Source organism: Corallococcus terminator (assembly GCF_003611635.1).
GTDB classification, from domain to species: domain Bacteria; phylum Myxococcota; class Myxococcia; order Myxococcales; family Myxococcaceae; genus Corallococcus; species Corallococcus terminator.
In genome coordinates, this window is the sequence record NZ_RAVZ01000281.1 from 1 (window position 1) to 13326 (window position 13326).

At 70.0% G+C, this 13326-nt stretch carries 11 protein-coding genes; 5 read left to right on the forward strand and 6 right to left on the reverse strand.

Translation table 11 applies throughout. The annotated features are described in order from the left end of the window. Positions 1 to 99 precede the first annotated feature (99 nt). Together rnr and D7V88_RS30850 are read left to right on the forward strand one after the other, a co-directional pair. A complete protein-coding gene (gene rnr / locus D7V88_RS30845; protein ID WP_120544204.1) occupies positions 100 to 3609 on the forward strand; it encodes a ribonuclease R in 3510 nt (1169 codons plus the stop codon). 54 nt (positions 3610 to 3663) lie between these two features. After that, positions 3664 to 3882 carry a DUF3185 family protein gene (locus D7V88_RS30850; protein WP_208726577.1) on the forward strand — a complete coding sequence of 73 codons (219 nt, stop codon included), beginning with the start codon at positions 3664 to 3666 and terminating at the stop codon, positions 3880 to 3882. Positions 3883 to 3912: 30 nt separating this feature from the next. Here D7V88_RS30850 and D7V88_RS30855 read toward each other — a convergent pair whose 3' ends face one another. From D7V88_RS30855 to D7V88_RS30870, 4 genes are all read right to left on the reverse strand, one after another. Further along, positions 3913 to 4749: a tetratricopeptide repeat protein gene (locus D7V88_RS30855; protein WP_120544206.1), complete on the reverse strand. Its 837-nt coding sequence runs from the start codon at positions 4747 to 4749 to the stop codon at positions 3913 to 3915. Positions 4750 to 4886: 137 nt separating this feature from the next. Further along, positions 4887 to 5822 carry a FecCD family ABC transporter permease gene (locus D7V88_RS30860; RefSeq protein WP_120544207.1) on the reverse strand — a complete coding sequence of 312 codons (936 nt, stop codon included), beginning with the start codon at positions 5820 to 5822 and terminating at the stop codon, positions 4887 to 4889. Continuing rightward, positions 5819 to 6613, reverse strand: coding sequence for an ABC transporter ATP-binding protein (locus D7V88_RS30865; protein ID WP_120544208.1), 795 nt, complete (start codon positions 6611 to 6613; stop codon positions 5819 to 5821). Before D7V88_RS30865 ends, D7V88_RS30860 begins: the two co-directional genes overlap by 4 nt. Then, positions 6610 to 7479, reverse strand: a complete 870-nt coding sequence (locus D7V88_RS30870; protein ID WP_120544209.1) for an ABC transporter substrate-binding protein — start codon at positions 7477 to 7479, stop codon at positions 6610 to 6612. The genes D7V88_RS30865 and D7V88_RS30870 overlap by 4 nt, the downstream gene beginning before the upstream one ends. Before the next feature lie 113 nt (positions 7480 to 7592). Between D7V88_RS30870 and D7V88_RS30875 the strand changes: the two genes are divergently transcribed. Then, entirely contained in the window at positions 7593 to 8804 is a 1212-nt protein-coding gene (locus tag D7V88_RS30875; protein WP_120544210.1) for a polysaccharide deacetylase family protein, read from the forward strand. 59 nt (positions 8805 to 8863) lie between these two features. Here the strand turns inward: D7V88_RS30875 and D7V88_RS30880 are convergent, their stop codons facing one another. Together D7V88_RS30880 and D7V88_RS30885 are read right to left on the reverse strand one after the other, a co-directional pair. Then, positions 8864 to 10231, reverse strand: a complete 1368-nt coding sequence (locus D7V88_RS30880; protein ID WP_120544211.1) for a glycoside hydrolase family 16 protein — start codon at positions 10229 to 10231, stop codon at positions 8864 to 8866. An 84-nt stretch (positions 10232 to 10315) separates the two neighbouring features. Continuing rightward, complete coding sequence (locus tag D7V88_RS30885) at positions 10316 to 11311, reverse strand: aldo/keto reductase (protein WP_120544212.1); 996 nt, start codon at positions 11309 to 11311, stop codon at positions 10316 to 10318. 183 nt (positions 11312 to 11494) lie between these two features. Between D7V88_RS30885 and D7V88_RS30890 the strand changes: the two genes are divergently transcribed. Both D7V88_RS30890 and D7V88_RS30895 read left to right on the forward strand, forming a co-directional pair. Then, entirely contained in the window at positions 11495 to 12541 is a 1047-nt protein-coding gene (locus tag D7V88_RS30890) for an ABC transporter substrate-binding protein (protein WP_120544213.1), read from the forward strand. Next, a partial coding sequence (locus tag D7V88_RS30895; RefSeq protein ID WP_120544214.1) for an ABC transporter permease occupies positions 12538 to 13326 on the forward strand: 789 nt, incomplete at its 3' end. The genes D7V88_RS30890 and D7V88_RS30895, both read left to right, overlap by 4 nt.

A 13326-nucleotide genomic window follows, 5' to 3' on the forward strand; every position in this document is an offset into this window, starting at 1 on the left:
CCGCAAGGTCTCCCGGGGAGGGCGAATGGGGCCGGGGGGGTTCCCGCCCGCATCCTTCGGGCTTACCCGTTCCCTGAGCGGCCTCGCCGCACCCCTCCCGTGAGCCTTTCCCAAGAACACATCCGACAGCTCCTCGCCGAGGCCGACCACCCGTTGGGCGTGAAGGAACTCCTGCGCCTCGGGGGGCTGCATCCCGGCCAGCAGACCGAACTCAAGCGTGCCCTGCGGGAGCTGGTCCGCGCGGGCGTCATCCTCAAGGACGGCAAGCGCTTCCGCCTGGAGGGCCCTCAAGGGCCGCGTGCCCCGAAGGACGAGGGCGAAGCGCGCCGTCCGCCGCCCGAGGCACCTCCCACGCGCAAGCGCGGTCCCGCGCCGGGCAGTGGGCGCGAAGAGGGCCGGGGCGCCTTCCGCGTCGCCGCTCCCAGTGCCATTCCCCAGGGGACTGGTGGCTTCTCGCGGGGGGCGGAGGACTTCCGCCGTCGGCTCCAGCGCGGTGGCCGCGACCGGGATGACCGCTTCGAGGAGTCGGATCAGCCCACGGTGGAGGGCATCCTCCACGTGCACCCGAACGGCTTCGGCTTCGTGCACCCGGTGTCGGGCGAGGGCGAGAACATCTTCCTGCCGCCGGGCGAGGCGCAGCGGGCGCTCGACAACGACAGGGTCCTCGTGGAGGTGGCGGGCCGGCCGGGCCGCTTCGAGGGCCGCCTGTTGCGGGTCGTCAACCGTCGGCGCGAGATGGCGGTGGGCACCTACGTGGAGCAGGGCCGGCACTCGCTGGTGACGCCCAACGACACAAGCCTGCCGGGACCCATCCGCGTGCCCGCGACGCAGATGGCGCGCGATGGCGACCTGGTGAAGGTGCGCCTGGGCGTGGGCGCGGATCTCCTGGAGCCGGGACAGGGGCTGTTCGGAGAGGTGGCCGGTTCACTGGGCCGGCCGGGCGAGCCGAGCGCGGAGGTGCTGGGGTCGGCCTTCTCGCAGGGCTTCTCCGACGAGTTCCCTCCGGAGGTGATGGACGAGGCGGATGCGTTCGCCGTGCGCGTCACCGAAGCCGAGGCCACGGCGGAAAGCCGCCGCGACCTGCGCTCGCTGCCGTTGATCACCATCGATGGTGAGGACGCGCGCGACTTCGACGACGCGGTCTACGCGGAGCCGCTGGCGGAGGGCTGGCGCCTGGTGGTGGCCATCGCGGACGTGTCGCACTACGTGAAGGACCGCAGCGCGCTGGACGTGGAGGCGCTCAACCGCGCCACGTCGGTGTACCTGCCGGACCGCGTGCTGCCCATGCTGCCGGAGCGGCTGAGCAACGGCATCTGCTCGCTGCGTCCGGATGAAGACCGGCTGTGCATGGTGGCGGACATGACGTTCGACCGCCAGGGCACGCGGCGCTCGTCGGAGCTGTACCCGGCGGTGATGCGCAGCGTGGCGCGCTGCACGTACAACGAGGTGCAGGACGTCCTGGACGGGACGGACGTGCCGCACCGCAACGCCTTCAAGCCGCAGTTCCAGGAGCTGATGGCGCTGGCGCGCTCGCTGATGGGCATGCGCAAGGCGCGAGGCGCCATCGACTTCGACGTGCCCGAGCACAAGGTGGTGCTGGGGGAAGATGGCCTGCCCGTTCGCATGGAGAAGCGCGAGCGCAGGGACAGCCACCGGCTCATCGAGGAGTGCATGCTCGCCGCCAACGAGGCGGTGGCCACGTACTTCCAGGACGAGAGCCTGCCTTCGGTGTACCGGTTCCACGGTGAGCCGGATCCGGAGAAGCTTGCCGCGTTCGCCACGCTGGCGGAGGCGTACGGCTTCCACCTGGACGTGGACGACGGCGTGTCGTCGAAGGAGCTGGACGCGTTCATCACGCAGTTGCACGGGCACCCGGAACAGCGGGCGCTCAACCAACTGCTGCTGCGCTCGATGATGCAGGCCATCTACACCTCGACGCGCGTGGGGCACTACGGGCTCGCGGCGGAGAACTACCTGCACTTCACGTCGCCCATCCGGCGGTATCCGGACCTGCTGGTGCACCGCATCCTCAAGTCGGTGTGGGCGCGCAAGGGGAAGCGGCCGTCGGAAGCGCAGTTGGAGCGCGAGGAGGAACGGCTGGAGGGCATGGCGCAGCAGTGCTCGGAGCGCGAGCGCGCGGCCATGACGGTGGAGCGCGAGGTGGTGTCGTTCTACGCGGCGCTCCTGATGAAGGACCGCGTGGGCGAGGAGTTCGACGCGACGGTGGCGGGCATCGCCGAGTTCGGCTTCTTCGTGGAGTTGGACACGGAGCACGTCGAGGGCCTGGTGAAGGCGGAGACGCTGGGGCCGGGGTCCAAGCTGGACAAGCGCGTGCACTCACTCGTGTATCCGAACGGGCGGCGCGTGCGCGTGGGCCAGAAGCTGCGCGTGCAACTGCTGTCCGCGAGCACCGTGTCGCGGAAGATCGACTTCGAGGCGCTCCAGTTCGAAGGGGAGTCGCCGCTGGCGCGGACCGAGGGTGCACGGCCGCCGTCGCGCCGCCGTGAGTCCGTGAGCGAAGCGCCCTCGCGCTACGGAGGCAAGGCCGGTCGTCCCGGTCGTGGTGAGCGCGAGGCGGTCAAGGCGAGCCGCAAGCCGTGGGAGAAGTCCGCGTCGGCTGAAGCGCCCGTGGGTCGCAAGCCGTGGGAGAAGACCGCGTCGGCCGAAGCGCCCGTGGGCCGCAAGCCCTGGGAGAAGGCTGCCCCGGCGGACTCGCTGCTGGAGCGCAAGCCGTGGGAGAAGGCCTCCTCGGCGGATGCCCCAGCGGGTCGCAAGCCCTGGGAGAAGTCTGCCGCGGGGAAGGCGCCCGGGAGCCGCAAGCCCTGGGAGAAGGCCGCTCCGGGCGATGAAGCCGCAGGTCGCAAGTCCCGGGCGGATGCTGCCCCGTGGGATGTCGGCGCGGAGCAGACGCCTTTCGGTGTTCGCACGTGGGAGCCCCCCACGGAGGAGGACATCGCCTCCGAAGAGGCCGCGTTCCTCACGGGCTACGAGGACTTCACGACCGCCCCGTCCACCGACGATGTCGTCCCCGAGGCGTCGTCCAAGCCTCGCCCGCGTGGTCGGTTCAGTCGGGAAGGGCGCCGCGAGGAGGCCGCACCGGCCAAGGCGGGCTCTCGCTTCCTGCGCGCCCGGACCGAAGAAGCCGCGCCCGAAGCGCCTGCACCGAAGGCGGAGCCGGCCACCCCGACCAAGGGCAAGCGCCGCGTGTTCCGGCCCGCTGAACCGGTGCGCCCGACGCCCGAAGTGAGCGACGCCCCGGCCGAGCCCGAAGAGTTCCCGGAGGAGACCGCGCCGCGTGAGGAGTTCACGCCGCCGGGGCCGTCTTTCGACGCCGACCGCTTCGGTGAGGACGCGCCGGCCGCGTCGCCGCACCCCGGCTTCGATCGGATCCGTGCACTGGCAGCGCAGCGGGGGCTCCTGTCCGAGAAGCCCGCGCCGGGCCGCGCGAGCACCGCGAAGAAGGGCCGCAAGCCGGCCACCGAAGCGCGCGCGAAGCCGTCGAAGAAGTCCCCGGCGGGGAAGAAGACCGGCGGGAAGAAGAGCGCGAAGAGCGCGAAGGGCGCGGGCACGAAGGCGGGACGCGGCGCTCCCGGCAAGCGCAAGCGCTGAAGCGATGCGCCGGGGATGCCCCGGCCGCGCCGTCATTCCATCCAAGGAGGCTGTGTGGGCGCTGTGCGAATCGTAGGGTTGATGCTCGCCGTCGCGGGCGGGGTGTTGCTGTTCACCGGGCTCAAGGCGAAGGACTCGCTCACCGAGCGCGCCAGTGAGCTGATCACCGGGCGCAACACCGAGCAGACGACGCTCTACGTCGCGGGCGGCGGCGCGGCGCTCGTGGGCGGGGTGCTGCTGGCCCTCTTCGGAGGAGGGCGGGGCCGACGTTAGGCCCCACCCCTTCCGGTACTTCCGCGCGGGCTACGGCTTGTTGGTGGCCTGCGCGGCCTTGGCGCGCTTGGTGGCCTCGCCGAACTGCTTGGTCATCTCGTCGAACTCGGCCTTGAGCTGATCGATGCGCGCCTGATGGGCCGCGGCGCTCGCCTTGGCGGCGGCGACGCGTTCGGCCGCGTCCGGATCCACGACGGCCTTCTTGCCCTTCTCCGGCTTCGGCGGCGTGGCGGCCTCGATGGCCTCCTGATTGGCGGCGTCGAGCATGGCCTGCGAGTGCCCCATGTACTTCGCCATCACGACGCGCTTGTTGAGGTACGAGTTGGCGGAGTCCGGGTTGATGGCGATGACCTGGTCATAGACCTTCAGCGCCTTCTCCAGCTCCTCCGGCACGGCCGGGGCGGTCCCGCTGCGGGCTCCACCGCGCTGCGAGTGCATCTCCGCGATCCAGCCCAGGGAGTCGGTGTCCTTCGGGTTGATCTTCAGCGCTTCCTGGAAGTACTCCACGGCCTTCTCCATCGGGCCGTTCTTCGCGTACATCGCCGCGATGTTGCGGTAGATGGCGGCCTTTTCGTCAGGCGTCTTGGCGAAGTCGAGCATCTTCAGCGCGGCCTTCGCGGCGTCATCCGTCTGACCCAGCTGCAGGTGCGCGAAGGCCTTCTTCTCCCAGACCTTCTCCTGGGTCGGGTCGAGCTTCAGCGACTCCTCATACGCCTTGACCGACTCCGCGTAGTTCTTGTCGGCGAGGAAGTTGGTGCCCTTGACCCGGAACTCCTTGGCCTTCTCCGCCTTCTCGTCGCCACAGCCAACGGTCCCGCCCAGGGTCAGCACCCCGAGCATCAATCCCACGCTTGCCAGCCGCTTCATGCCCAAAGCCTTTCGTGAAGTTCCAGGGCACGCCTCGCGGGGCCCCATGTGACGCGGAATATAGCCGAACTCGCCTCGTGAACCGCTCGTCCTGAAGGGCCAGTGCGGCTCCCCAGGCGGCCGGTGCGCCGGGACCCTCAGGAGCGACCGCGCGCCACCAGGTAGACAAGCAGGGGCGTGCCGAGCGTGGCCGTCACCACCCCCACTGGCAATTCACGTCCCGGCAGGATCAACCGGGCTGACGCATCGCACAACGCGAGGAACGCGGCCCCCACCACCACGGAGCCCGGCAGGAGGACGCGCCGGCTCACCCCCAGGGTCCGCCGCACGACGTGGGGGACGATGAGCTCCACGAAGGCGATGGGGCCACACCAGGCGACGCAGGCGGCGACACCCAGCGCGCCCAGGCCGATGGCCACCGCGCGCACGCGGCGGACGGGGACGCCCTGGGATTCGGCGTGCTCCTCGCCGGCGATGAACACCTCCAGGGCCCGGGTGAGGGCAAGCAGGCCTACGACGGTGACGAGCGCGAACGGAGACAGCATCAGCACGCTTGAGTAACCGACCTGGGACAGGTGGCCCAGGGACCATCGAATGGCGGCCATCAACTCGGCGGAGTCGGCGGTGAACTGCAATCCGGTGGCGAGTGCCCCCGCCGCCATGGAGCACGCGATGCCCGCGAGGACCACGTCGTTCATGCGCACGCGGCGGCCCGCGGCGATGGCGGCCACCACGCAGCTGACGGCGAGTGCCCCGACGAAGGCCGCGGCGGTGATGAACGGCATGCCTCCTGGCGCCAGCCGGGCACCCAGGACGATGGCGACGAGCGCGCCCAGCGTGGCTCCCGCGGTGGTGCCCACGGTGCTGGGTGCGGCCAGCGGGTTCGCGAAGAGCGACTGGTACACCGCGCCGACGAGCGACAGCGTGCCGCCCACGAGCATCGCCATCAGGGTACGGGGCACCCGGAGCTGCCAGTAGATGAAGTCCGCCGAATCGGCGGAAACCCCCGGGCCGATGAACGGCGCCACCGCGCAGACGACCGCGCACAGCGCCAGGAGGACCCAGAGCCTCATCGTGTGCCCCCGTGCTGTGGCAGGCCCACGAAGATGCGGTGTCCGTCCACGGACGTGCTGTGCATCCGCACGCCGAACAGCGCGCCCAGATGTTCGCCCAGGTCCGGCGCGTCGTAATCCGCGTCGAACGCCACGCGCCCCTGCGCCAGTCCCACCACCCGTGGGGCGCGTGTACCAGGGACCCGCACGTGCGTGAGCACGTTGACGTCATGGGTGACGCAGAGGAGGCCGCGTCCCGCGCGCCAGAGCTGGCCCATGCGCGTGTACAGCTCCATCTGCTGCGCGGGGTCCAGGAAGTTGGCGGGCTCGTCCAGCAACACCCATGGCGTCTCCTGCGCGAGCAGTCCCGCCATCGCCACGCGCTGCCGCTCGCCACCGGACAGCTCTGTCACCGGACGCGGCGCGAAGTCCTGCGCCCCCACCTCCGCGAGCGCCCGCTGTGCCGCCGTCTCGGAGGCGCGTCGGGATTCAGGGAAGCGGTAGCGCGCCGCGACCACCTGCTCCAGCGCGGTGATGGGCTCCGCCGTCTCCAGCCGTTGAGGCAGCCACGCGAGCCGCGCCGCCCGCTCCCTGGGAGCAAGCCCCGCCACGTCGTGTCCCTCCACGCGCGCATGTCCCGAGTCCGGACGCAGCAGTCCCAGCGCCACGCGCAGGAGCGTCGTCTTCCCCGCGCCATTGGGCCCGACGATGGCCACGAACTCACCGGGCGCCACGTGCAGCGACACGCCGTCCAGCAGCGTCCGCCCACGCGCCCGCACCGTCACCGAGTCCAGCGTCAGCCCGGCCGTCATCGCGCGGAGGGCAGGGTGCCCAGAGCGGCCCGCAGCCGCTCCACGACATCCAGGATGGCCGGCCCGGTGGACTGCACGTCGGCACCGATGACCAGCCGCACCCGGTCCTCCCGCGCCGCACGCAACCCGGTGAGCTTCTTCCACGGGGCCAGCACCAACGCCTGCTGTCCGGCGTCCATCCTCGGAGTCGTGACGAGCACCAGCACCGCGTCCGGATCCAGCGCGATGAGCCCCTCCAGTGACAGGTTCGGCGGCCCGGCCCTATCGTCGGCGACGGCGTTGCGAGCGCCTGCGGCCTCCAGCGCCGCGCCGTGCAGCGAACCGCGCTTCATGTACCAGACCTCCGACAGCGTGCCCGCCGCGTCGCCCAGTACCAGCAGCACCCGGGGCGCGTCGTTCGGTGCAGGACGCGACAGCGTGCTTTGCAGCCGCTCCGCCAGCGCCGTCGCCTGGGCCTCGCGTCCGCTCAACCTGCCCAGCTCCTTCACGCTCCCCACCACCTCGGAGAGCGACAGCCAGGGCAGCACCTTCAGCGGCGCGAGCGCGGACAAGGCCTCCGAGGGCGCCTGCTTCACCTGCTGGTCCACGAGCAGCGTGGGCTTGAGCCTCGCGATGGCCTCGTAGTTCGGCGCGAACGTGGTGCCCACCTTCGGCAGGGTGGGCGTGCCTTCGGGCAGCACCGTGTAGTCGGACACTCCCACCACCTCCGGACCCGCGCCCAGGGCGAACAGCGTCTCCGTGACGGATGGCGACAGCGAGACGATCCGCCGCGCCTGGGCCTCCTCTGCCGGAGGTGCCGACTTCTGGCAACCGGCCGCGAGTGCGAGCACGACGACGAGCAGGGAGGGGAGGCGGAAGGGACTCATGGGGCGGGTGGACTTCTAACACGGGGCTCGGCCCTGGTGCCGGTAAGCGGTGCCTGGGTTTCCCGCGCCGCGCGCATATCCTTCGGACACCCTCACCCGGGGATTGCCCAGACATGACCTTCCTGAATCCGTTGTCCCGCGCGCTTTGCGCCGCGGTGTTCCTTTGCGCCGCGCCCACCCTTGCCGCCTCTCCGTTCACGGAAGGCATGGTCTCCATCACGATGGATGACGGCTGGAGCACGCAGTATTCGGTGGCGCGGCCGGCGCTCAAGTCGCGCGGCATCCGTGCCACGTACTACCTGGTCACCGACGCGGTGGCGCAGGGCTGGAGCGGCTACATGAGCCTCGCGCAGGTGCAGACGCTCTACGCGGAGAACAATGAGATCGCCAGCCACACGCGCACGCACGCGGACCTCACGTCGCTGACGCCCGCGCAGCTCACGTCGGAGCTGCACGACTCGCGCGCGTACCTGGCCGCGAATGTCGGCGCGCTGTGCGGCAAGGACTTCGCCTCACCCTACGGCGCGTACAACGCGACGGTGATGACGTCGCTGAAGGCGGAGTACGAAAGCCACCGCACCATCAACGCGGGCCGCAACTACCGCGACACGGTCATCTACGAGCTGCGCGCCAACGACGTGTCGAGCGCGGTGACGGTGGCGACGGTGAAGGGGTGGATCAACCAGGCCATCGCGGAGAAGAGCTGGCTCATCATCCTCTTCCACGAATTCACCACCGGCACGCCCACGCGCGAGACGCAGTACAAGTCGACGAACTTCACCACCATCCTGAACTACGTGAAGTCCACCGGCATCCGCACCGTCACCGTGGCGGAGGGCCTCGCGTTGACCGACGGCCTCACCGAAGCCCCGCCCTCCGTGGGCACCGTCATCTACGACGACGCGATGGGCAGCGGGTTCCAGGACTGGAGCTGGGGGACGCACTCGCTGGACGAGGCCGTCACCGTGCACTCGGGCCCCACGTCCCTGAGCTTCGAGCCGGACTACTGGGAAGCGCTGATGTTCCACCACCCCGGGCTGGACCTGTCGCTGTACCAGTCCATCGACCTGTGGGTGCACGGCGGCACGTCCGGCGGGCAGCAGTTGCGGCTTGCGCTGTACGACAACGCCACGCCGCTGGGCAGCATCAACCTGGCGACGGTGCTGGGACACCCCATCGCGGCAGGGACCTGGGAGAAGGTCTCCATCCCGCTGAGCACGCTGGGCGCCACGTCCGGCACGGTGAATGACTTCTACCTGATGGACGACTCGGGGTCGGATCAGGGCACGGTGTATGTGGACGACTTCGTGCTCGTCCCGTACTGAGCGATGCGACACCGCGCGCGTCGGCGGAAAGGACACCGGCGCGCGCGGCGAGGATGCGATTACAGGCGGACCAGCTCCACGTCATCCACGTGGATGAAGCTGGAGCCGTTGTTCGTGGGCGTGCTGCTGTGCAGGCCGAACTCCAGGTAGCCGTTGGCCGGCACGGTGACGGCGGGCGTCTCCACCAGCGTGTAGCCACCGTAGGTGCCCAGGTTGTTGACGGCGGCCGCGCACGAGCCGCAGGTCTTCACCTGGAAGCGCGCGAAGTTGAACGCGCCGCCCTTGCGGACCCACGCGCGCAGCTTGTACGTGCCCGCCGCCAGGCCGGTCTTCGTCTGGTACGTCCAGGCCTCGTAGGGCGCGCCCGACGTCCAGTGCGTCAGGTGGTAGCTGCCCGAGTGACCGCCGTTGTACGTCTCCGAAATGGCGGCGTTCGCGGTGCCGTTCGGGCTCCAGGTGGTCCAGCCCGTCAGGCCCTGCTCGAAGCCCGCGTTGGTGAGGCCCAGCGACTGCGAGCCGCCCGGCTGGTACCAGCGCACCCATTCCACCTCCATCGTCTTGCGCGCGCCCCACGGCAGGTCGATGGAATTCGGCGACGGGTGGCCGTACCAGTTGCCGCCCATCGCGAGGTTCAGGATGAGGTAGTGCGGCTGCTGGAACTCCGTCTCGTTGTGGCCGAAGGTCGCCGTGGACACGAAGTCCTTGTCCAGCCGGAACACGATGCTGTTCGCGTTCCACTCCACCTCATACGTGTGGAAGTCCTGCGACAGGTCCACGCCGCGGCTCGCGCCCGTGCCCCAGTCCGCCTGCCCGCCGTTGTGCCAGTGCAGCGCGGACTTCATCCACGTGGGCTCGTTGGAGTGCCACTCCAGGATGTCGATCTCCCCCGCGGCCGGCCAGCCCGCGCTCTGGATGTTGGAGCCCAGCGTCCAGAACGCCGGCCACATGCCGTAGCCGGGCGGAATCTTGATGCTCGCGACGATCTTCCCGTAGCGCCCCTCCACCTTGCCCTTGGTGTGCAGGCGGCCAGAGTAGAACGAACGGAACTGGCCGCCGCAGCGCGAGTCGGTGGGGTTGTCGGCCGTGCGCTCCGCCGCGATGACCAGCTTGCCGTTGCCCACCGTCACGTTCTGCGCGCGCGGGTATTCCAATTCGCCCGTGCCGAAGTTGCAGTTGTTCGTGACGGGATCCCAGTTGCTCGTCAGCACCGTCCACGCGCCCGTGTTCAGCGACGTGCCGGTGAAGTCGTCCTGCCAGGACAGGTTCCAGCCCGCGCCCGGGTCATAGGCGCGCTCGCCCTGCTTCGCCTGGCCAAACTCCTCGGCTTCGACAGGCGCCGCCGAAGGGGCCTCCGGTTCGGGAGAACAGCCGGAAAGGGACGCGAGGATTCCCGCTGCGACAAGGCCAGCACGAGTGGGACGCTTCATGGATGCTCCGGGTAGGGGGAGCATTCATGATTACCTGTTTTGACACGCCTTGCCAGGAAGACATGGATGTGTCGGGGCGCGGTGTCAGCCGAGCCACTGGGGGTTCTGGACGGTGCCGTCGAAGTGGCGGCTCGTCTTGTACTTCTCGTAGGCCCCGTCCTGGGCGGCGTCCTTCGTCCTGGCGAGGAGGGCCTGGACTTCCTTCTCGGTGAGCGGCTTGAAGCCGCGTGCGGCGGTGAGGGCCTGGTCCAGCCGGTCCTGGGAGTCGATGCCGGTGATGACGACGCTGGCGGGCAAGGACAGGTTGTAGCGCAGGCACTCCGGCGCGGTGACGGTCTTGCTGTCGAGGATGAAGGGGTCGCCCATGCACTTCATCGCGAGCACGCCGATGCCGTCCTTCACGAGCACGGGGAGCACGCGCTTCTCGAAGCTGTTGAAGTGGGCGTCCATCACGTTGAGGGGAAGTTGCACGGCGTCGAAGCGGAAGCCGTGTGCCTTCGCGGTCTCCAGCATCTTCAGGTGGATGTCCGGGGACTTGTGGCCGGTGAAGCCCAGGAAGCGCGCCTTGCCGGCCTTCTGGGCTTCCTTCAGTGCCTCCATCGCGCCGCCTTCGGCGAAGGCCTTGTCGGGGTCGCTCTCGCGGATGACCTCGTGGAGTTGGAGCAGGTCCAGGTGGTCCGTCTGGAGGCGCTGGAGCGATTCGTCGATCTGCTTCGCGGCGGTCTTCTTGTCGCGGCCGTCGATCTTCGTCATCAGGAAGGCCTTGGCGCGGTAGCCGTCGCGCAGCGCCTTGCCCATGCGCTCCTCGCTCTTGCCCTCGTTGTAGTCCCAGCAGTTGTCCAGGAAGTTGATGCCCTGGTCGAGCGCCCCTCGGATCAGGGCAATGCTCTCCGCCTCGTCCTTCTGCTTGCCGATGTGGAAGCCCCCGAGCCCCACGCACGAGACCTCCTGGCCGGTGCGGCCCAGCTTGCGTCGGGGCACGCCGGGGGCCTTCGCCTTGGACTTCGACGGCGGGGCGCCGAGCACGTTGGGGGCGACCATCAACGACAGCGTCGCGGCGAGGAATTCCTTCCGGGTCATGGCGGGCGTCCTTCCGGCCACCGGGTGATGCGGGTGGCGCCTGGGACGCGGACGTTGGGTCCGCCCGTGACGGCGCACAACGGGCGCCCGCGCTGAATGTGCGCGAGCCACCGGTCGCCAACATTCGGTAGGGCAGATGCGTGGATGTGAATGGAGGGCGTGTGCCGCATAATCGACAGCCGCATGCGCATCCCCCTCCCGTTGCGGGGCTTCGGCTTCGCCCTCGCGCTCGTCCTCCTGTGCGCGTGCCGCATCGAATCCGCCGCGCCGTCGGGCGGGGCCGCCGTGTCGCAGGCCGCGACGCCCTCCGGTGAGGTGTGGGTCTACACGTCGATGTACCGGCACGTGTTGGATGCGCTGGAGCCACTGTTGAAGGAGCGACTGCCCGGTGTGCAGGTGCACTGGTATCAGGCCGGCAGCGAGAAGGTGGCGAGCCGCCTGGAAGCGGAGCGGGCCGCGGGCGCGGTGCGCGCGGACGTGCTGATGACGTCGGATCCGTTCCTCTACGAGCGGCTGGCCAGGGACGGCGCGTTCCTCCGCTACGCCTCCGTGAACGCGCTGCGCATTCCGCGCACGCTGATGGACCTGGATGCGCGGTACGCGGCGGTGCGTCTGTCCACGATGGTGCTGGTGCACCGGGTGGGGGCTGGCGTGGCGCCGAAGTCGTTCGCGGCGCTGGTGGATGGAAGCTGGCAGGGGAAGGCCGCCATCGGGGATCCCCTCACGTCGGGCACGGCGTTCACCTGGGCGGTGTTCATGCACGCTCGGCGCGGTGACGCGTACTTCGCGGGCCTGCGGCAGAAGGGCGCGGTGGTGGCGGGGGGCAACGCGGCCGTGCTCCAGAAGGTGGAGAGCGGCGAGGTGGACGTGGGCGTGCTGCTCCTGGAGAACGCGCTGGCGGCGAAGGCGAAGGGCAGCCCCATCGAGATCGTCTGGCCCGAGGATGGCGCGGTCGTCATCCCCGGACCGGTGGGCCTGTTCGCGACGACGCGCAACGCGGTGGCGGCGAAGGCGCTGGTGGACGTGCTGCTGTCGCCGGAAGGTCAGCGCATCATCGTGGAGAAGGGGGACATGCACGCGGTGGATCCCCGGCTGGGCGGCCCTCGTGGAGAGCCCGGCGTGGAGGGCCTGCTGGGGCGTGCTCAGGCGTGGTCCCCCAAGGTGCTGGAGCAGGGCCTGCTGCGCGGCGGTGACATCAAGGAAGCCTTCAGCCGGGCGTTCGCGCGATGACGGGACGTGGCTGGGGGCGGTGGTTGGTGCTGGGCGCGTGGCTGGTGCCGCTGCTGCTCTTCGCGGTGCTGCCGGTCGCGGCGCTGCTGCTGCGGGGCGTGGGTGCGGCGACGGCAGGGATGGGGCAGGTGCTCGCGACGGAGTCGGGGGCGCTGGGGAACACGTTGGGAGTGTCGCTGGGCGCAACGGCGTGGGCCTTGGGATTGGGTGCGCCGCTGGCGTTCCTGCTCTTCCACACGGACCTGCCGATGCGGGGCGCGTTCACGGTGCTGTTCACGCTGCCTTCGGCCATCCCCGCGTTCATCTGGGGCATGGGGTGGTTGTCGCTCGCGAGCCCTCGGGCCGGGTACCTGAACCGGATGTTGGGCGCGGACGTGTTCAACCTCTACGGGCCAGGGGGCATCGCGTTCGTGGAGGGATTGTCGGGCCTGCCGCTGGTGCTGCTCGCGGGGGCGGCGGCGTTGCGACGGGTGGATCCGGCGCTGGAGGAGGCGGCCCGGGTGTGTGGTGCTTCTCCGCTGCGCGCGCTTGTGAGCACCACGTTGCCGCTGGTGCTGCCATCGCTGCTGTCGGGCGCGGTGATGGTGTTCCTGATGGCCGCGTCTTCGTTCGGCGTGCCGTACCTGCTCGGGGTTTCGGCGTCGCCTCCCACGCGGGTGCTCACCACGCGCATCTACGAGCTGGTGCTGCTGGGCAGTGAGGAGGGGCTGCCGCGCGCTTCGGTGCTCGCGTCGTTCCTGTTGCTGCTGACGCCGCTGGCGCTGGGGTTGACGTGGGTGCTGGGG

Excerpts from the sequence above, each read along its gene's own strand:
- D7V88_RS30855 (WP_120544206.1), bottom strand. The coding sequence starts at position 4,749 with ATGAAGCGGCTGGCAAGCGTGGGATTGATGCTCGGGGTGCTGACCCTG.
- D7V88_RS30860 (WP_120544207.1), bottom strand. The coding sequence starts at position 5,822 with ATGAGGCTCTGGGTCCTCCTGGCGCTGTGCGCGGTCGTCTGCGCGGTG.
- D7V88_RS30865 (WP_120544208.1), bottom strand. The coding sequence starts at position 6,613 with ATGACGGCCGGGCTGACGCTGGACTCGGTGACGGTGCGGGCGCGTGGG.
- D7V88_RS30870 (WP_120544209.1), bottom strand. The coding sequence starts at position 7,479 with ATGAGTCCCTTCCGCCTCCCCTCCCTGCTCGTCGTCGTGCTCGCACTC.
- D7V88_RS30875 (WP_120544210.1), top strand. The coding sequence starts at position 7,593 with ATGACCTTCCTGAATCCGTTGTCCCGCGCGCTTTGCGCCGCGGTGTTC.
- D7V88_RS30880 (WP_120544211.1), bottom strand. The coding sequence starts at position 10,231 with ATGAAGCGTCCCACTCGTGCTGGCCTTGTCGCAGCGGGAATCCTCGCG.
- D7V88_RS30885 (WP_120544212.1), bottom strand. The coding sequence starts at position 11,311 with ATGACCCGGAAGGAATTCCTCGCCGCGACGCTGTCGTTGATGGTCGCC.
- D7V88_RS30890 (WP_120544213.1), top strand. The coding sequence starts at position 11,495 with ATGCGCATCCCCCTCCCGTTGCGGGGCTTCGGCTTCGCCCTCGCGCTC.